This window comes from Planococcus sp. PAMC 21323 (assembly GCF_000785555.1).
GTDB lineage: Bacteria > Bacillota > Bacilli > Bacillales_A > Planococcaceae > Planococcus.
Genome location: NZ_CP009129.1, coordinates 2,748,283 through 2,765,895, shown reverse-complemented (window position 1 = coordinate 2,765,895; position 17,613 = coordinate 2,748,283). Strand labels below are relative to the sequence as shown.

Sequence of the window (17,613 nt, the reverse complement as noted above, 5' to 3'; positions counted from 1 at the left end):
TTACACATGTTTCACTCTATAAAGGCGTTTACAAATTTTCGCAAAATAAAAACATGAAAAAGGAGAGACTAACATGAAAAAGGTATTTTCTTTATTCGTATCGGCAATGATGGTATTAATTCTTGCAGCATGCGGAGGAGGCGACGATGAGGCTTCTGAAGGTTCTGGGAACGAAGGCGAAACGAAAACAATTCGCGCCGGTATCGGCCTTAACGATTCACACCCACAGTATTTGGCATTATTGGAATGGAAAAAAATCGTTGAAGAGAAAACTGACGGCGCGATCAAAGTTGAAACGTACCACAGCAGCCAATTGGGCGATGACCGTTCAATGACTGAAGCACTTCAAATCGGTTCACAGGAAGTAACAATTCCTTCGACAGCACCAATCGCTAACTTTGTACCAGAATACAGCGTATTCGATTTCCCGTTCCTATTCCCTAACGAACAAGTTGCGGATAAAGTATTGGATGGCGAAGTTGGCCAAAAATTCCTTGATATGCTTGAAGACCAAAATCTGGTAGGACTAGCCTACTGGGAAAATGGATTCCGTGATATCACGAATAGTGAACGCCCGATTGAATCAGCAGAAGATTTACAAGGATTGAAACTTCGTACAATGGAAAACGAATTGCACCTAGATGCGTTTAAAGCACTTGGAGCAAACCCGACGCCAATGGCATTAGGGGAATTGTTTACAGCTATGCAACAAGGTACTGTTGATGGTCAGGAAAACCCGATCCCGACAATTTACCTGCAAGGTTTCTATGAAGTACAGGATTACGTTTCTGCAACAAACCATATTTACAGCCCATTTGTATTCTTGATGAGTAAATCATTCTTTGACGGATTGACTGAGGAACAACAAACAATCGTAACAGAAGCAGCGGTTGAAGCTGGTGCTCTTAACCGTGAGCTTAACCGTGAAGCTACTGCTGAAAATCTTCAGGACTTGAAAGACGAAGGTATGAACTACAACGAAGTATCTCCAGAAGCACGTCAGGAAATGATTGATCTCATACAGCCCGTTCTTGACGAGTACGCAGAAAAAATTGGTGCGGAAACAGTTCAGGAAGTCTACGATGCAATCGCAGCTGCTGAAGCAGAGTTAGAGTAATATAGGATTAACGGCTTTGAGGAGGATTTTTTCCTTAAAGTCGTTTTCTTTCTACAAAACTTACTGACATTTCTCTAAATAGATTTTCTGAAATTATTTAAATACATATTGATAAAGGAGACCGACATGAAAATCCTACATTGGTTAGACCGTCATATCGAGGAAGTGTTATTAGTCCTTTTCTCCACGGTAATGGTAGCGGTTATTTTTATGCAAGTGGTCATGAGACAACTCGACAGTTCTTTGTCCTGGACTGAAGAACTGGCGCGCTACAGCTTTATCTGGCTCGTCTATATCGGCATCAGCTACGGTGTCAAAAAAGACCGTCACATCAAAGTGGATGTCCTGTTACTGGTACTTAAGAACAAAGGCAAAATCATTTTAACCATCATTGCTAATCTGCTGTTCATCGCATTTGCCATTTTCGTCATCCGTTACGGTTATGACATTGCCAGCCAATTGCTGGCATTCGGTCAGAAATCTCCGGCCAACCAGATTCCGATGGGGCTGATCTACCTGGCAACACCGGTCGGCATGGGCTTGACGCTGATCCGTCTGATACAGAACCTGATCAAACACATCAAAGCATTTAAGCATGAAGTGACTCAGGATAAGCAAGTCGAAAAACTAGGGTAAGCCCGGAATGAAACATCTAGGAGGTTTATAGAATGACTATTGCAGTGTTATTTGGCAGTTTTGCGCTATTGCTGATCTTGACGGTGCCAATCGGTATCGCAATCGGCTTATCCACACTTATCACGATTATGTATACTGGCAGTCTGCCGGTCGAATTCCTTGCAAAGGAATTGATCACGTCTGTTGATTCTTTCCCGTTGATGGCGGTTCCATTCTTCATCCTTGCCGGTGAAATCATGGGCAAAGGCGGTATTTCCGAACGCCTCTTCAATGTGGCGAACGCACTTGTCGGCAACAGAACCGGCGGATTCGCTATTGCAACAATCATTACCTGCATGTTCTTCGCGGCCATTTCGGGTTCGGGTCCCGCAACAGTTGCGGCAATCGGTGGAATCATGATTCCCGCAATGGTACGTCAGGGCTATGACATCAAGTTCGCAACGGCTACCGTAGCGGCAGCCGGGTCGATCGGTGTCATCATCCCGCCAAGTATCCCGATGGTCATCTACGGGGTAACCGGCAGCGTATCAATCGGTGATCTTTTCATCGCCGGTATCATCCCCGGCGTCCTTGTCGGTCTGGCAATGATTGCCTGGGCTTACTTCTATTCGAAGAGAAAAGGCTATAAAGGTTTGGAAGAAAAGACTTCCTTCAAAAAAATCGGTATCGCTTTCTGGGAAGCTAAATGGGCATTGCTCATTCCCGTCATCATCCTCGGTGGTATTTACGGCGGTTATTTCACACCGACAGAAGCCGCTGTCATTGCAGTCGTATACGGTTTATTCGCGGCGATGGTCCTTTACCGCGCATTGAAAATCCGTGATTTGCCGAAAGTCATCATCGATTCCGCATTGACGACAGCGACAGTGCTGATCATCGTCGGTACAGCCAACGCTTTCGGACGTCTGTTGACAATCGAACAGGTACCGGTCCAGATTGCGGACGCTCTGCTGTCAATTTCGACGAACCAATACGTCATCATCTTATTAATTATGCTGTTATTGTTGGTCGTAGGTATGTTTATGGATACATTGGCCGCGATCATCATCTTGACGCCAATCCTATTGCCTATCGCAGTCCAAATTGGTTACGATCCGGTCCATTTTGGTATCTTGATGGTCGTCAACCTGGCAATCGGGTTCTTCACGCCACCGGTCGGGGTCAACTTATTTGTCGCATCGGGAATTTCCGGAGTATCAATCGAATCACTTTCCCGCGCTGTATTGCCATTTGTCACTTCAATGATCATCACATTATTATTCTTGACATTTGTTCCGGCAATCACGATGTTCTTTATACCAGAATAACAAAATTAGCAAATTTATTTTAGAAGGTTGTGTCTTAATTGGAGAAATCAGAAGTGTTTACATTCGGCGAAACGATGGTACTGTTCCAGCCGGAGCAGATGCTGCCGCTCGAATACATCCATCAGTTTCCAAAGAAAATCGGGGGAGCGGAATCGAATGTCGCGATCGGCCTTGCAAGACTTGGCCATTCTGTCACTTGGTTCAGTAAACTCGGCAACGACCCGTTCGGCCGCTTTGTGCTGAAAAGTGTGCGCGGAGAAGGCGTCGATGTTTCGTCCTGTCTGCTGACAGATGAAGCACCTACCGGACTCTTGTTCAAAGAACAATTATCGCCGGAAGACATGAACGTCTATTATTACCGGAAAGGGTCTGCTGCAAGCCTGATGCAGCCGCAAGAACTGGATGCAGCCGCAATTGCTGCTGCGCGCATCCTGCATATCAGTGGCATCACACCGGCGCTCAGTGATTCGGCGCTTGCCACAGTTATGGAAGCGATTGATATAGCGAAACGCAACGGCACAACAATCGTTTTCGATCCGAACCTGCGCTTCAAACTATATAGCGCTGAACAAGCCAAAAAGACATTTAATGAGATCGCTGTAAACGCCGATGTCATCCTGCCAGGACTCGATGAAGGCCAGCTGATGACGGGTGAAACGGACGTCGAAGCAGTGGCACAGGCACTTTCCGGTGGAGACAATAAAAAAATTATCGTCATCAAACTGGGAGAGAAAGGGGCTTATCTGCATGCAGGTGAGCAAACAGCTTATATAGAAGGCTTTCCAGTAAATCGTATTGTCGATCCTGTCGGCGCGGGAGACGGCTTTGCTGCAGGCATCATTAGTGGATTGCTGCGCGAGGAGCCGCTGGAACAGGCGGTGCGCCGTGCCAACGCAATAGGCGCATTGGTAGTGGGTGTCAGCGGTGACATTGAAGGGCTACCCACATTCGAAGCGGTCGAACGCTTCATGAAGCCGAGCGGTGCAAACCGCGACGTAAAACGCTAAATCTAGGAGGTAACAGTCATGAAAAAATGGGAAAACCTGATCCGTTTGAAAGAATCAGGACTTATCGCAGTCATCCGCAAACCAAAACAATCGCAGATCAATCATATTGCGGAAGCGCTTGTCGAAGGCGGTACGGGTGCCCTTGAAATTACCCTGGACACTCCCGGCGCACTCGATATGATTCGTGAAATGAAAGAAAAATTCGGCGACCGTGTCCTTGTCGGAGCAGGTACCGTTCTTGACGCGCCATCCGCAAAAATGGCTATCGATGCCGGATCGGATTTCATCTTCTGTCCGAGCTTCGATATCGAAACCATCCAGATGGCCAATCGTTACGGAAGAATTTCCATTCCAGGTGTCATGACCCCTACTGAAATCGTGAACGCATATGCAGCAGGTGCGGATTTGTTGAAAATTTTTCCGGGTGGAACACTTGGCGCAGCTTTTATAAAAGATTTGCAAGGGCCACTGGGTCATATTCCAATAATGCCAACTGGCGGTGTTAACCTCGATAATGTTGAGACATTTATTAAAAATGGCGCCACGGCTGTTGGAGCCGGTGGTTCATTGGTGGACAGTAAAGCTATTTTTGAAGAGCGCTATGAAGTGCTGACTGATCTTTCAAAACAATTTGTACAAAAAATAAAAAATGCAAGAAGCTAAAAGGAGCAAATGACTGTAATCATCAACCGGTTGAAAAAATCTGTATAGCAATAAAAAATATTAGATAGCGAGGTTTTACTATGAAAATAACAAAAATGGAAACGTTTATCGTACCGCCAAGATGGCTGTTTTTGAAAATTGAAACTGATGAAGGAATTTCTGGTTGGGGCGAACCAATTGTTGAAGGCCGTGCTGGAACAGTTAAGGCTGCCGTTGAAGAATTAAGCGATTATTTGATAGGCAAAGATCCTCGCCGTATCGAAGATTTATGGCAAATGATGTACCGTTCAGGTTTTTACCGTGGAGGTCCAATTTTAATGAGCGCTATTGCCGGCATTGATCAGGCACTATGGGATATTAAAGGGAAATACCATAACGCCCCTATTTCTGAATTAATGGGTGGTGCTGTACGGGATTCTGTTCGTGTCTACTCTTGGATTGGAGGGGACCGTCCGAATGATGTGGGAAAAGCAGCCACCGAAGCTGTGGAAGCCGGTTTTACTGCTGTGAAAATGAACGGAACTGAAGAACTTCAGTATATCGATTCCTACGAAAAAATCGATCAAGCAGTTGCACGAATTGCTGCAGTCCGCGAAGCTGTTGGTGATTATATAGGAATCGGCATTGATTTCCATGGCCGTGTGCATAAACCGATGGCTAAAATACTTGTTAAAGAGCTGGAGCAGTTTAGACCAATGTTTATTGAAGAACCGGTGTTACCTGAAAATAACGAAGCCTTGCGAGACATTGCCCGCATTACTAATATTCCGATCGCTACAGGTGAGAGAATGTTTTCGAAATGGGATTTTAAAAAGATTTTGGAAGATGGTTATGTAGACATCATCCAGCCAGATCTTTCACATGCCGGCGGGATTACCGAATGTAAGAAAATATTTGCCATGGCTGAAGCGTATGACGTAGCCGTTGCACCTCATTGCCCACTGGGACCAATCGCTTTAGCTGCATGTTTGCAAGTGGACGCAACTTCACATAATGTCTTTATCCAAGAACAAAGTTTGGGCATTCATTATAACCAAGGTAGTGATTTGCTAGATTATTTGAATGACAAAACCATTTTTGAATATAAAGACGGTTATGTGGATATGCTTCAGCAGCCGGGACTTGGCATTTCGATTAATGAAGATTTTGTCCGGGCTCAAGCAGAAATTGGACATAACTGGAAAAATCCGGTGTGGCGCCATAAAGACGGCTCTATTGCTGAGTGGTAAAAAATGACGATCTTTGTTCAGGTAGTACTGCCAGTTCTGTTGATTTTTTCAGCAGGATTCGGTCTACAAAAGTGGAAAAAGGTTAATGTAAAGCCCCTTTCTACTGTGGCGATATATATTTTCACTCCTATGCTGATTTTTCAAACCTTTTATAGGACTAAAATTGACCAGCAATATATCAATATGGTCGTATTTTCTATAATCTTAATGGCTGCAATCATTTTGATTTGTAAATTTTATGTTCGTATTAGAAAACTAACCAGGCTAACCGAAAGCGGTCTTATTTTATCAACGGCCTTTATGAATTCCGGCAATTACGGAGCACCCATTATTTTGTTTGCATATGGAGAAACAGCATTTGCTTATGCTGTCTCTTTGTTGGTACTTCATACGATTTTGATGAATTTCTTTGGCATATACTATGCAGCCAGAGGAGATAGCGGTGTCAAAGCAGCATTGAAAGCGGTTTTAGCAATGCCGCCTACTTATGCAATTCTCTTTGCAATTCTGCTTCAAATAAATGATATTAAGGTACCGGAGAATTTAATGTCTGCAGTGGATTTATTGGGTCCTGCAACTATCCCGCTTATTATGGTTATTTTAGGAATGCAGCTTGCTGACATTAATTTATTCAAGCTGGAATGGGAGAAAATTTCTTTTGGAGTTGTAACCCGATTAATAATTTCTCCAGCTATTGCAGTAGGAATAGTCTTTCTTATTCCGATGGATCCGATTTTGGCAAAAGTCCTTATCTTAACAGCGGCAATGCCATCAGCGGCAAACACGGTCATTTACGCGGTTCAATACGATGCAGAATCTGACCTAGTTTCAAGTATCACGCTTATTACAACACTAGTCAGTATTTTTACGGTTACGATAATGCTTATTCTATTAGGATAAAAACAATCATAACTAAAGGAGTGAAAAGGGTGAGCCAGTTTAAAGTAGTGGTAACAGACTACGAATACAGCACATTTGCACCAGAAGAAGAAGTATTAAGCAAGCTTGGAATAGAACTTGAATTTGCGCAGTGCAAAACGGAGGATGAGGTCATTGAAGCTTGTAAAGATGCCGATGCTTTAATTAACCAATATGCACCTATTTCACGGAACGTTATTGAAAAACTTGAAAAATGTAAAGTCATTTCCCGTTACGGCGTGGGCTTCAATACAATTGATGTGGATGCAGCAACTGAAAAAGGTATTATCGTCAGCAATGTGACTGATTACTGCCTAGACGAAGTGTCGAACCATGCGATAGCTTTGATACTTTCTAATGCCCGCAAAGTAACGCAACTGAATAATGCTGTGAAAAGAGGAAATTGGGATTTTAAAGTCGCTGTGCCGATTTACCGTCTCAAAGGGCGCACGCTCGGTTTAGTTGGATTCGGAAATATTCCTCAGTTAGTTGCGAAAAAGGTTCAGACTTTCGATTTGAATGTGATTACATACGATCCGTTTGTTTCTGAAGAACTGGCTGCCAGCAGAAATGTTGAATTGGTCAGTCTGGAGGAACTTTGTAGACACTCGGATTATATTTCTATCCATGTACCGCTGAACGAGCATACAGAAAAAATGATCAGCTATGAACAGTTCAGTAAAATGAAAAAAGAAGTATTTATCATTAATACAGCCCGGGGCCCGATTATTGACGAGCAGGCGCTGATAAAAGCTCTACAAGAAGGGCAAATTGCAGGAGCAGGATTGGATGTTTTTGAAACAGAACCGGTCGAACCAGATAATCCATTGCTAAAAATGGATAATGTTATCATTAACCCTCATTCTGCTTTCTATTCAGTTGAAGCTGAAACGGAACTGAAGCGGAAAACGGCTGAGAACGTTGCAGATGTGCTGTCTGGCTACTATCCGACTTATTTGGTCAATAAAGTGGTCAAAGAAACAGTAAGCTTAAGGGATAAACAGTAAAGTAACCGAAATAGAAAGGAAGGGATATTTTGGAGAAGAGTTTGATGAAAGATATCGTAGTCAATATTTCAGACAAAGTGACAATTGTTGAGGTCAGTAAAGCGACACAAAAATTCGAATCTGAAATTTATCTCAAGAAAAAATTAAACGGTACCCCCCATGAAATCAATTTGAAAAGTTTTCTTGGACTGATCACTTTACAGTTGCGCAATGGAGATCATTTAAATATTCGCACGGTCGGTGAAGATTGTAAAGAAGCGATGGAAGATGTCATTGGATATCTTAGCCAACCTTAGGGAGATGGACCAAATGGCAGAACAAGCAAATTGTTATAAGAAAGCGGCTGGAGAAAAAGCGGTCGAATATATTAAAGATGGTATGGTGGTAGGGCTCGGATCCGGTAGCACGGTCTATTGGATGCTGAAAAAGCTTGGGGAATTGGTTGAACTGGGATTGAATATCAAAGGTATTCCTTCTTCACTAAGGACTGAAAAATGGGCAAAAGATTTTAAAATTCCGCTTACCGATTTTTCTGAAGTTCAGCTTCTGGATGTAGCAATCGATGGTGCAGATGAAATCGATTCTAGTTTCAACCTTACAAAAGGAGGTGGCGGCTCTCTCGTAAGAGAGAAAGTTGTCAATGCCCACGCAAAAAAACTGATCATCGTTGCTGACCATTCAAAAATGGTCGACGAATTGGGCAAGTTTCCTCTGCCAGTGGAAGTCCTGCAATTCGGCTGGCAACTGACCGCTAACAAAATTTCCGAACTCGGAGCGACTCCCGTCTTAAGGGAAATAGAGGGGGATATTTTTGTTTCCAATAACGGGAATTATATTTTAGATTGCGCGTTCGAATCCATTTCGGATCCTAAAAGCCTTCATCATAGCTTGAAACAGCTTCTTGGAGTTGTTGAATCGGGTTTGTTTGTTGATATGACAGATACAGTCATTCTTGCAGGTCCTAATGGTGTAAAAGTGATTGATAAATAGAATAGATATAGTTTTAATTAGATAAAGGAATTATCAGTCTAGCAGTTTGACTGCTAGGCTTTTTTATTCATAGTCGATTTTGTGAAATGAAAGCCCTACATGAGAAATTACTGAGAGGGTAATCGATGAATTAGTGGGTTATTAGAAAAATGTGACTCTAACAATGATGAAGGAAAATATGAAGAAAAAAGAAAAGTTCTTTTGCCTTTTTCTTATGTATAAAGGAGGGCTATCATGTCTGAGCAAGTATATTATCTGGGAGTAGATATCGGCACGACTTCAACAAAATCAGTCCTGTTTAATAAAAAAGGAGAAGTTATAAAGAGTCATACGATTCTTTATCCGCTACATACGCCGAATCCGCTGACAGCGGAACAAGACCCACAGGAAATTTTCCGTGCAGTACTTGGAACGGTGCGAGAAACTATCCAGCAAAGTGAAATTCCAGCCGGCTCGCTCCGTTTGGTCTCGTTTAGCTCGGCGATGCACAGCCTAATCGCTGTGGATAGAGAAGGTAAGCTTCTAACCAATAGTATCACTTGGGCCGACACAAGAAGTGGCAAGCATGCAAAAAAAATAAAAGAAGAAATGAAGGGCCATGAAATTTATTTGCGCACAGGGACGCCGATTCACGCTATGTCACCTTTAGCCAAGTTGGTGTGGTTGAAAGCGGAAAAATCGGAAATTTGCAAAAAGGCTGCCAAATTTATTGGGATTAAAGAGTTTATCTTCCATGAGTTATTCGGAAAATATATAATTGATTATTCTATTGCTTCTGCTACCGGTCTATTTAATTTAGAGAATCTTGACTGGGACGAAGGTGCTTTAAAAGTGGCCGGCGTGACGTCAGATTATCTATCTAAACCTGTTCCGACCACTCATCAAATGGTTGGTTTAAAACCAGAACATGCGGCATTTATGGGAATCGCTGAAGATGTGCCGTTTATCGTCGGAGCGAGCGACGGCGTTTTAGCCAACCTTGGAGTGGATGCCATCGAGCCAGGCGTTATTGCCGTGACCATCGGCACGAGTGGTGCCATTCGCACCGTCTCACCAGTACCGAAAACGGATCCAAAAGGACGGACTTTTTGCTATGCATTGACGGAAAATCACTGGATTGTCGGTGGGGCCGTCAATAATGGCGGGATCATACTACGCTGGCTGCGTGATGAATTTGCTTCTTCAGAAGTGGAAACAGCTAAGCGGCTCTGCATCGATCCTTATGAAGTGTTAACCAAAATCGCATCCACGGTGAATCCAGGCTCCGACGGTCTTTTGTTTCACCCATATATGACCGGTGAACGCGCCCCGTTATGGAATGCAAATGCACGCGGTTCCTTCTTCGGCCTGAGCATTCATCATCAGAAACAGCATATGATTCGTTCGGTGTTGGAAGGCATCGTCTACAATCTGTACACCGTCTTGCTGGCGGTTGAAGAATTAGCCGGCGAACCTATACGCATCCAAGCTTCGGGAGGTTTTGCGCGCTCTGAAATGTGGCGGCAGCTAATGGCAGACGTTTTCGACAAACCTGTCGTTGTTCCGGAAAGTTTTGAAAGCGCCTGTCTTGGCGCTGTGGTGCTTGGCATGTATGCATTAGGTGAAATTGACAACTTCAGCATCGTTTCAGAGATGATTGGTCAAACCTACACCCATACACCAAATAAAGAAACAAGTATTGTCTATCAAGAGTTATTGCCAATCTACATCCGTCTATCCCATTTGATGACCGATGAATACGAAAGTATTTCCAATTTTCAACGAAAGCATTTAGGCTAATCTGAAAAAGTGCTGGCCCATCGAGTATGCGATCTACGCTCCATTAAATGAACAGTTTATAAAAAAAGAGCCCAGCTAGGTTGCTATTAGATGACTTCGGTATTCTGCCGGAGTCATCTTTTTTGAGTTTTTGTAAATAATTTGAATATGGACAATAGAGGAATACCAATACTAATATACCCTCGCTTACCTTCTACTTTTGTAAGCGTCCAATATCAAAAACCTAGTTTCTTGAATCAATTTCATAAATCGCCCTTTTAAAAAAGTTTAGACGGTTTTTCGGACCATTTTTCCTGTTTTTAAAATTTAAGCGGCTGCTAAAGCACGGTTTCTAGCGACTTTCAAACGATCGCTCGCCAATCGGGACGCGTTGTAAATCAACGAAACGAGTTCAAAATGGACTTTCGCTTTCTTGCCTGTCCGGTGTCGAACATTATTCAAATCGAAATACTCCTTCAAGTAAGCGTTGACGCGTTCCACTGCGGCGCGCTGTTTATAGAACAGCGTCCATTTCAAGGAACCTACCAAAAAACCATGAAAGCTTACCGGAAGGTAAACTTATTGAAATTAGAAGAGTGGATGCTTGTCTCCTTGACAGAAAATGAAGCACGAGATGTCTTGGAAATCGTTGAGGCCAGGTATCAGAACGCTACCCACAGTCTTCTGTTCTCAATTTGAACCAGACGGTTGGTATGAATAAATTGGCGAAGCAACGTTAACTGATGCCATTTTCGACCGGGTGATTCATAGTTCGCACTCCATTTTCATTGACGGAAAGATTTCTATGCGAGAGAGACTAGGGATTCACTCATAAGAATAAAAAGACCGCCCGAGGGCTGCCTTTTTATTCTTATGAGTGGTTCTCTGATGTCCGGAGTGGTTTTTAAACATGTCCGCCCTGGTTCTATTTCATGGCACGACTGGTCCTCGAGTTTGTCCTTCTTCAATGATTCATTGATACTAAAGGGTTCACTACTTTAAAAATCATGGATAACATCGGTTGTTATAGCAAATAGATTTTTTGCAATTTATTTTAAAGAGGTATCAACTACCTTAATAATGCACCATTTTTTTAAATATTAAGATATTTTGAGTAAGCAATTGTATCTAAAAAAGTTGATTGTGGTCAACACCAGAGTCATCAGAATATGCCTTTACCCTCTTGTATCTTAAATTGGAATATACCAAATTAACCGATACGTAAACAGGAACTTTAAGAATATTAGGTAATAGAGAGGTTGAGGTAAATAGTCATAGGCATAAATATTTATATAAATTATTTAAATGGGAATAAAATATGCATAAATACATATTTTATTCCCACTTAATCTGTTAATTTATTATTTATAAGTTAAATGTCTAGGAGGAATAATATGTTAAAAAGTAAGAGTTTTATATTGGGTACTATTATAGCTATTTTTTCAATAACTTTAATATTTACAAATGGTTTGCAAATTGACAGTGCTTTCAGCAACGGAGGGGACATTGCTGGAGATTTATTTCCGAATACTGAACTTCCATTCGAAAACTAGGTTGTTATCTTTTCTAAGAGATAATTAGACTTATTTTCTAATAGAATATTTGTGTATAGATCAAGATTTAGCAATCCAAAGAAGAATTGAGCACTCTTGTAAGAGGAAGTAATATCTTCGAAAGAGAAATCAAGCTCTTCTAATAAAGAACCTCTTTGATAGTAAAATTGGCCAAGAAGGGACATATTGGCTGTTTCAATTGAGATTTTGATTCCTTGATCAGTATACAAAAGAGAAGATGCGTAGTCCTTCTTCAAATAAAGTAATTTCCCGAAATTGTAAATTACTTTTATTTTTAAATTTTCTGCTTCTTGAGTATTTAAATCTTCATCTAATATGCTCTGATAAATCTCGATACTCTTATTAAAGAAGTTATTTTCTGCATAGATGTTGGCAATTGAATTTTTAATATGAAGATTTAGAAGGTTGTCCATACCTGGCATTTTTTTTCGCAACAAGAGAAGAAGTTCTGTTTTGCAATTGTCAGCATCAATTCTTTTTAAATAATAAGCAGCCATATAATTTTGCCATAAAAGAAACTTTTTTGTTTCAGGATGGAAGTTTTTTTCTTCTAACAGCAATTTTTCAACATATTGAAGAAGCTTTTTATAGCTCTTATTAGAAGACATAGCCCATATCTTGTTTTTAATTGTCTTTGTCTCCTCAGCTTGTTCATGAGTTAAAATTTCAAAGAAATAATTGACCGAAAGTTGGAGTTTGTTGGCAATTAAATAGAGCAAATCTATACTCGGATAGAACTCACCCGCTTCAATTCGACTAATTTCTGATTGGCTGCACATACCTTCAGCTAACTGGTTTTGCGTTAACTTTTTTGCTTTACGAATTCTTTTTATTTCGGATCCTAATCGTTGTTTATCAAGCACACCATCACCTTTTTCCTATAAATTTCCATTGCATCATAGATAAATCTTACTTTAAGTTTTAATTAAAGCAAATTCAAATGTTTAAAGAAAGATAATTTTGGTAAAAATCGTGTAAACAAAAATCACTATATAATCAAAACATTTTATTTCTGTAATTAGATATTTTGATAGTTTTTTCAATTATTTTGTTGAAAAATAAAAGTTATTCAATGTCGATAGGAAGTGGCCGAATGAAAAAATGGGCTATAAGAATTATTTTGTTATTAGTTTTAGTTATTTTTTTATATATTGGAGGAAGAATTTTTCAAGATAGCACAAGAGGAATCGTAGATGTTGAAAAAATTAAAGGTATTAGTATTAACCAAGAAGAAAGTTCAAGCATCCCTTCAGACAACTTAGTCTTAGAAGGAACTATTGACGCAGGAAATTTCGAAAAAATTTCTTCCATTTCCGCATTAAAAAAAGAGGGAGTTATTTACGTTTATATTAATACCGTAAAAGGCATTTCACTATCGAATAAATTTAGTCAATCTCTGGATAATGTACTTGTTAACTATGATAGTACAGAGGTTAAAGAAATTGTATTGATCAGTGGACCTGAAATAATTGTAAAGAATACAGGTGAGGGTAACGTAGATTCTATTGAAGTTAATAATTTTACAAAAAAGAAATTAATAAAAGACTTTACTAAACAATAAAAAATATTTCTTAGTTCTTAAACTTAGGGGAGGTGATTTTTTGAAAAAGAAATTAGGTTTAGGTATTTTTAGCACAATTTTTGCAGTATCTTTGCTTCTAGTATCAACAATGCCTGCATTTGCAGCTCAGGGTCCTTGGAGTTCAGCGTTTAAGTATGACATTAATGGAATTTCTTCAGTTGGAACGAGCAATGCGTCCGAGGGAGGCAATTATCAATTAAGGGTTGTGTATGCAACTGGTACTATAGTGGGGAATAAATCATACTATTTAGGTACTAACAAAAGCGCATCGTCTACATTTTATGGAACTCCTAGTCGAGATAAAAAAGGTATGGTTTTAGTTAGTCCACAATACTACCATAGTCCATGGTTCGAAGTGTAAAACACAAAGTAAAGAACGGTATATTAATATCGTTCTTTACTTTTTAATTTGGAGGACATATTTTATGAATATATTTGAGTTGAAAAATTTATCAAAAAAATTTGGAAAAAGAACTATATTTAACAATGTAAACTTAAGCGTTTCTAATCCGTCCCACATACACGTTTTAATTGGCAAAAGCGGACAAGGGAAGACAACTTTACTAAATATCTTATTGGGTTTAGATACAGATTTTTCAGGCGATTATTACTTATTAAACCAAAATTCTAAGAACATTTCAAAAAAAGAGTGGAATCGTTCGAGGACTCATGATATTCAAATTGTTTTCCAAGATTATAAGTTATTAGAGAACTTTACGGTCTATGAAAACATTTTTTATTCAGGTGATTATACAGAAGAAAATATAAATAATATTCTAATTGAAATGGATATAATAGATTTATCTGGAAATTTAGTGAAAAACTTAAGTGGTGGACAAAAACAAAGAGTAGCGATCGCAAGAGCTGTTATTGGAAATCCTAGAATATTATTACTAGATGAACCAACAGGTAATCTAGATGGAATGACATCAGCCAAAGTAATGCAATACATACAAAAGTTACGTTCTAAAGGAATTTTGGTGTTTCTAGTAACTCATGATCCATCAGTTATTCAAATGGCAGATGTTTTATACGAGATAAAAGATGGAAAAATTACAGAAATCAAAAATGAAAATTCAACTATTAATATTAATAGCAACGAGAGTGTGATATCAAAAGAACCTCTACAAAATTATTCCTCTAAAAAACATTCTTTATCCTATGCTATAAAAAATTTAACGAGAACTAAAAAAAAGATTGGCTTCTTAGCTATTCCTATAATTATGATTTTATGTAGTTTTGTTTTATCTTTTACAGCATATCAAGCCTCATCTGTAGAATCATTTGATAAATTTTTTTCAGGTATAGGTGAAAGAACTGTTGTTTTAAACACGCAAGAACTTAATCAGAGCACCGTAAGTGAAATTCAAGAGAAAAATATTAGTTCTCAATTTGATGGAATGAGAATCGGTTTTTCAGAAGAGGATTTACAGGAAGTTAAGAAAATTGAGCAAGTTGAAGATGCCATTTTAATAACAGGAGACGTTGAAACAAATTATGATAAAGACAAAAATATTCTTGATGAAAGTATAACCGAAGAAGACTTCCCAAATGAATTAAAGAAATATACTGGATATTTCAACGATATACAGGAAATAAATTTTTCTTTTACGGCATTACAAGTTCCTATGAGCTATATCCCTAATTATAATGTGAAAAACTTAAATGTTATAAAAGGGAGCTTTCCTAAGGATTTAAGTAATCAAATACTGATTCCTGACGTCTTTGCTCTTACACTAATACAAGATAGCAATTTCAGCAAATTAATTAATAGAGAAATAACATTAGATGTAGAATCTTTTGAGAAGAGAAAGAAAAAAGTTAACTATGTGATTGCAGGAGTATACGCCACTGATTATGAGCAAACTTTAACCACTGATTATCGCATTTACACAAGTTATTTTAACCAAAGCGATCAAGAAGGGTATCTTAAGGATGAAAGTTATGAATACTTCACAAACGTCTTGAGTGAAAATGAGCAGACTCAAAAGTTCAATGAGGAGATTACTAAAGACTATCCTTCATTTAAGAAGGCGGTAGGTACTGGTTCTAACGAAATGATAGTGGTAGCAAAATCTAAAGATCAACTTCCTACTCTTCACAAAAAACTACAACAACAATTTCCTTCGTATCATTTAGTTTCCCAGTATGATATTAAAAACGGAGAATTGTCAAACATATATTCTTCATTGATGAAGAGATTGGTAATAGGTTCAGCTATTATTGCGTTAATTATTGGAGTTTTAGTTGCTTTTTTGAATAAAGGCCATATTAATGATAGAAATAGAGAATTAGCTATATTGTATAGTATGGGATATTCAAAAAAGAATATCTTTTCAATAATTTCCTTTGAAACACTTTTATTATTTTCTGGATACTTATTTATATCCTATGTAGCTGCTTTGCTAATTAATGAGTTTTATTTAAGTACTACACCATACTTTTTACTGTTCAAAAACTTGTTATCTCTTAATATTTTAATTTCAATAGTTTTTTTAATGATATTAATTTTAGTAATTTCAATAATTTGGGGTGTGTGGGGTATTAAGCAAAAATCTTTGAAAAAACATTTGAATTCTAGCAGTTAGTTTTAATATATGCTTCTTGTTAGAAGTGAAAAATTTTCTATTATTTTTTTGAAAAGCTGTCATTCGAAGTTGTAGAATGCAATATATTGTAATGTGATTTTGCGAAAATTTAAGTACAGAATGAAAGAAGGCTTAACTGTTACCAAATGGTAAATTGAGTTTTCTTTCTTATTGTAGATTATCATATTAAGTCGAACGGTTAGAAAATAAAATAGCTCAAGTGGGTACACCGTAGTTAACGCGAATCAACTAAAGGAGTGTCCCAAAATGAGCAATGCCCACATGATATCATGGGAACGTGTGCTAATCGAGCGTTATTGCCTCGAAGAGAAATCGTTGTCCTATATGGCGAAACAGTTGAAACGAAGTAAAAGCACCATCCACTATGAATTGAAACGCTGTAAGCCATACAACGCTCTGTTGGCACAGGCTGATTACGAGGCCGAACGTGAAAACTGTGGCGCTAGACGATCGGTCAATCAAGAAGACGTCGATTATATCCTGTCCAAACTGAAGTTGGGCTTGTCACCAGAATGCCTCGTTGGACGGCACTGGAAAACGCATAAGAAACCCTTTCCAATTAGTGTCTCGAGCATCTATTGTTACGCGGCACTTGGCCTGTTCAAGCTGTCCCCAAAGCTTCTGATCCGTAAAGGACAGAAGTTGAAAAACAATGAAGTGGTGATCCGGGGCAAGCTGCCTCGTCTGAAAAAAATCCATGCACGTTTGGCGCCTCGAAGCCAAGTGGCCATTGGGAAGTCGACACCGTCATCGGCAAGTGAATTACAATACGGCCTTTGAGGTATTCATAAATTTCTTACCATGTTCGACTTGAATTGACAATTTACATATACATAAAAATCTGTTGCTGTACTGCCTGTAATGTCACCTATAGGAGATGCTGAAATAGTCAAAGAGGGGGAAGTATCTACATCAATGATTCTTGTACTTTTTTTTGAATTATCTTTTTGTTTGCTTTTTACTTCGTTCTTTTCAGTAATACCGAATAAACTTTTAAAACACTCATAAGTCCAGCCCCTTTTTGGATTGTATTTAATTAGTACCTAATAATAAGTATTGCTATTCGTTTGATTAATTATAGACTAGTTAGTTAATTATATGTAAATTTTTTCTATAATGGTCTTAGTAGATATTTTATTTATTAGTAAGGTAAGTCTGAGTAAAATTTAAAACACAATTCATGAATCATATTACTATCAAAAACGATGGTTTATAA

At 39.0% G+C, this 17,613-nt stretch carries 16 protein-coding genes and 3 pseudogenes; 17 read left to right on the top strand and 2 right to left on the bottom strand.

All coding sequences use genetic code 11. The features are described from left to right. The first annotated feature begins 73 nt into the window (after nucleotides 1–73). The 11 genes from PLANO_RS13665 (at nucleotide 74) to gntK (ending at nucleotide 10,653) form a co-directional block, all read left to right on the top strand. Nucleotides 74–1,117: a TRAP transporter substrate-binding protein gene (locus PLANO_RS13665; RefSeq protein WP_038704987.1), complete on the top strand. Its 1,044-nt coding sequence runs from the start codon at nucleotides 74–76 to the stop codon at nucleotides 1,115–1,117. Between the two features lie 126 nt (nucleotides 1,118–1,243). Beyond that, entirely contained in the window at nucleotides 1,244–1,753 is a 510-nt protein-coding gene (locus PLANO_RS13660) for a TRAP transporter small permease (protein ID WP_038704986.1), read from the top strand. A 32-nt stretch (nucleotides 1,754–1,785) separates the two neighbouring features. Then, nucleotides 1,786–3,060, top strand: coding sequence for a TRAP transporter large permease (locus PLANO_RS13655; RefSeq protein WP_038704985.1), 1,275 nt, complete (start codon nucleotides 1,786–1,788; stop codon nucleotides 3,058–3,060). 38 nt (nucleotides 3,061–3,098) lie between these two features. Then, nucleotides 3,099–4,067 (top strand): sugar kinase, encoded by a 969-nt coding sequence (locus PLANO_RS13650; RefSeq protein ID WP_038704984.1) that lies wholly within the window; start codon nucleotides 3,099–3,101, stop codon nucleotides 4,065–4,067. Between the two features lie 18 nt (nucleotides 4,068–4,085). Next, nucleotides 4,086–4,730, top strand: a complete 645-nt coding sequence (locus tag PLANO_RS13645; protein WP_038704983.1) for a bifunctional 4-hydroxy-2-oxoglutarate aldolase/2-dehydro-3-deoxy-phosphogluconate aldolase — start codon at nucleotides 4,086–4,088, stop codon at nucleotides 4,728–4,730. A gap of 80 nt (nucleotides 4,731–4,810) precedes the next feature. Further along, nucleotides 4,811–5,959 (top strand): galactonate dehydratase, encoded by a 1,149-nt coding sequence (gene dgoD, locus PLANO_RS13640; protein WP_038704982.1) that lies wholly within the window; start codon nucleotides 4,811–4,813, stop codon nucleotides 5,957–5,959. A gap of 3 nt (nucleotides 5,960–5,962) precedes the next feature. Continuing rightward, a complete protein-coding gene (locus tag PLANO_RS13635; RefSeq protein ID WP_038704981.1) occupies nucleotides 5,963–6,859 on the top strand; it encodes an AEC family transporter in 897 nt (298 codons plus the stop codon). A 29-nt stretch (nucleotides 6,860–6,888) separates the two neighbouring features. After that, nucleotides 6,889–7,884 (top strand): C-terminal binding protein, encoded by a 996-nt coding sequence (locus tag PLANO_RS13630; protein WP_038704980.1) that lies wholly within the window; start codon nucleotides 6,889–6,891, stop codon nucleotides 7,882–7,884. Nucleotides 7,885–7,913: 29 nt separating this feature from the next. Next, nucleotides 7,914–8,180 (top strand): HPr family phosphocarrier protein, encoded by a 267-nt coding sequence (locus tag PLANO_RS13625; protein WP_038704979.1) that lies wholly within the window; start codon nucleotides 7,914–7,916, stop codon nucleotides 8,178–8,180. A 13-nt stretch (nucleotides 8,181–8,193) separates the two neighbouring features. After that, nucleotides 8,194–8,874 carry a ribose-5-phosphate isomerase RpiA gene (gene rpiA, locus PLANO_RS13620; RefSeq protein WP_038704978.1) on the top strand — a complete coding sequence of 227 codons (681 nt, stop codon included), beginning with the start codon at nucleotides 8,194–8,196 and terminating at the stop codon, nucleotides 8,872–8,874. 234 nt (nucleotides 8,875–9,108) lie between these two features. After that, complete coding sequence (gene gntK / locus PLANO_RS13615) at nucleotides 9,109–10,653, top strand: gluconokinase (RefSeq protein ID WP_038704977.1); 1,545 nt, start codon at nucleotides 9,109–9,111, stop codon at nucleotides 10,651–10,653. Between the two features lie 306 nt (nucleotides 10,654–10,959). Here gntK and PLANO_RS15910 read toward each other — a convergent pair. Then, nucleotides 10,960–11,175, bottom strand: a pseudogene (locus PLANO_RS15910) (transposase); the annotation flags it as partial. Here PLANO_RS15910 and PLANO_RS16275 point away from each other — a divergent pair. Together PLANO_RS16275 and PLANO_RS16000 are read left to right on the top strand one after the other, a co-directional pair. Then, nucleotides 11,170–11,467: pseudogene (locus PLANO_RS16275) on the top strand (ATP-binding protein); the annotation flags it as partial. The pseudogenes PLANO_RS15910 and PLANO_RS16275 overlap by 6 nt on opposite strands. Nucleotides 11,468–12,026: 559 nt before the next feature. After that, complete coding sequence (locus PLANO_RS16000) at nucleotides 12,027–12,185, top strand: hypothetical protein (protein WP_156108911.1); 159 nt, start codon at nucleotides 12,027–12,029, stop codon at nucleotides 12,183–12,185. Here PLANO_RS16000 and PLANO_RS13605 read toward each other — a convergent pair. After that, on the bottom strand, nucleotides 12,182–13,069 hold the full coding sequence (locus tag PLANO_RS13605) for a helix-turn-helix transcriptional regulator (protein WP_038704976.1): 888 nt from the start codon (nucleotides 13,067–13,069) through the stop codon (nucleotides 12,182–12,184). The two genes, PLANO_RS16000 and PLANO_RS13605, sit on opposite strands and share 4 nt — an antisense overlap. A 230-nt stretch (nucleotides 13,070–13,299) precedes the next feature. Here PLANO_RS13605 and PLANO_RS13600 point away from each other — a divergent pair, with 230 nt between their 5' ends. From PLANO_RS13600 to PLANO_RS15715, 4 genes and pseudogenes are all read left to right on the top strand, one after another. Further along, the gene (locus tag PLANO_RS13600; protein ID WP_038704975.1) at nucleotides 13,300–13,767 is read left to right on the top strand and encodes a hypothetical protein; all 468 of its coding nucleotides are present in this window, start codon (nucleotides 13,300–13,302) and stop codon (nucleotides 13,765–13,767) included. Nucleotides 13,768–13,807: 40 nt separating this feature from the next. Further along, complete coding sequence (locus PLANO_RS13595) at nucleotides 13,808–14,149, top strand: hypothetical protein (protein WP_038704974.1); 342 nt, start codon at nucleotides 13,808–13,810, stop codon at nucleotides 14,147–14,149. Between the two features lie 64 nt (nucleotides 14,150–14,213). After that, complete coding sequence (locus PLANO_RS15720; protein WP_052124326.1) at nucleotides 14,214–16,376, top strand: ABC transporter ATP-binding protein/permease; 2,163 nt, start codon at nucleotides 14,214–14,216, stop codon at nucleotides 16,374–16,376. Between the two features lie 267 nt (nucleotides 16,377–16,643). After that, nucleotides 16,644–17,155 (top strand): annotated as a pseudogene (locus tag PLANO_RS15715) (transposase); the annotation flags it as partial. Between the last annotated feature and the right edge of the window lie 458 nt (nucleotides 17,156–17,613).

What these genes read in the sequence shown, in the direction of transcription:
- PLANO_RS13665 (WP_038704987.1), top strand. Translation starts at nt 74, where the DNA reads ATGAAAAAGGTATTTTCTTTATTCGTATCGGCAATGATGGTATTAATT.
- PLANO_RS13660 (WP_038704986.1), top strand. Translation starts at nt 1,244, where the DNA reads ATGAAAATCCTACATTGGTTAGACCGTCATATCGAGGAAGTGTTATTA.
- PLANO_RS13655 (WP_038704985.1), top strand. Translation starts at nt 1,786, where the DNA reads ATGACTATTGCAGTGTTATTTGGCAGTTTTGCGCTATTGCTGATCTTG.
- PLANO_RS13645 (WP_038704983.1), top strand. Translation starts at nt 4,086, where the DNA reads ATGAAAAAATGGGAAAACCTGATCCGTTTGAAAGAATCAGGACTTATC.
- dgoD (WP_038704982.1), top strand. Translation starts at nt 4,811, where the DNA reads ATGAAAATAACAAAAATGGAAACGTTTATCGTACCGCCAAGATGGCTG.
- PLANO_RS13635 (WP_038704981.1), top strand. Translation starts at nt 5,963, where the DNA reads ATGACGATCTTTGTTCAGGTAGTACTGCCAGTTCTGTTGATTTTTTCA.
- rpiA (WP_038704978.1), top strand. Translation starts at nt 8,194, where the DNA reads ATGGCAGAACAAGCAAATTGTTATAAGAAAGCGGCTGGAGAAAAAGCG.
- gntK (WP_038704977.1), top strand. Translation starts at nt 9,109, where the DNA reads ATGTCTGAGCAAGTATATTATCTGGGAGTAGATATCGGCACGACTTCA.
- PLANO_RS16000 (WP_156108911.1), top strand. Translation starts at nt 12,027, where the DNA reads ATGTTAAAAAGTAAGAGTTTTATATTGGGTACTATTATAGCTATTTTT.
- PLANO_RS13600 (WP_038704975.1), top strand. Translation starts at nt 13,300, where the DNA reads ATGAAAAAATGGGCTATAAGAATTATTTTGTTATTAGTTTTAGTTATT.
- PLANO_RS15720 (WP_052124326.1), top strand. Translation starts at nt 14,214, where the DNA reads ATGAATATATTTGAGTTGAAAAATTTATCAAAAAAATTTGGAAAAAGA.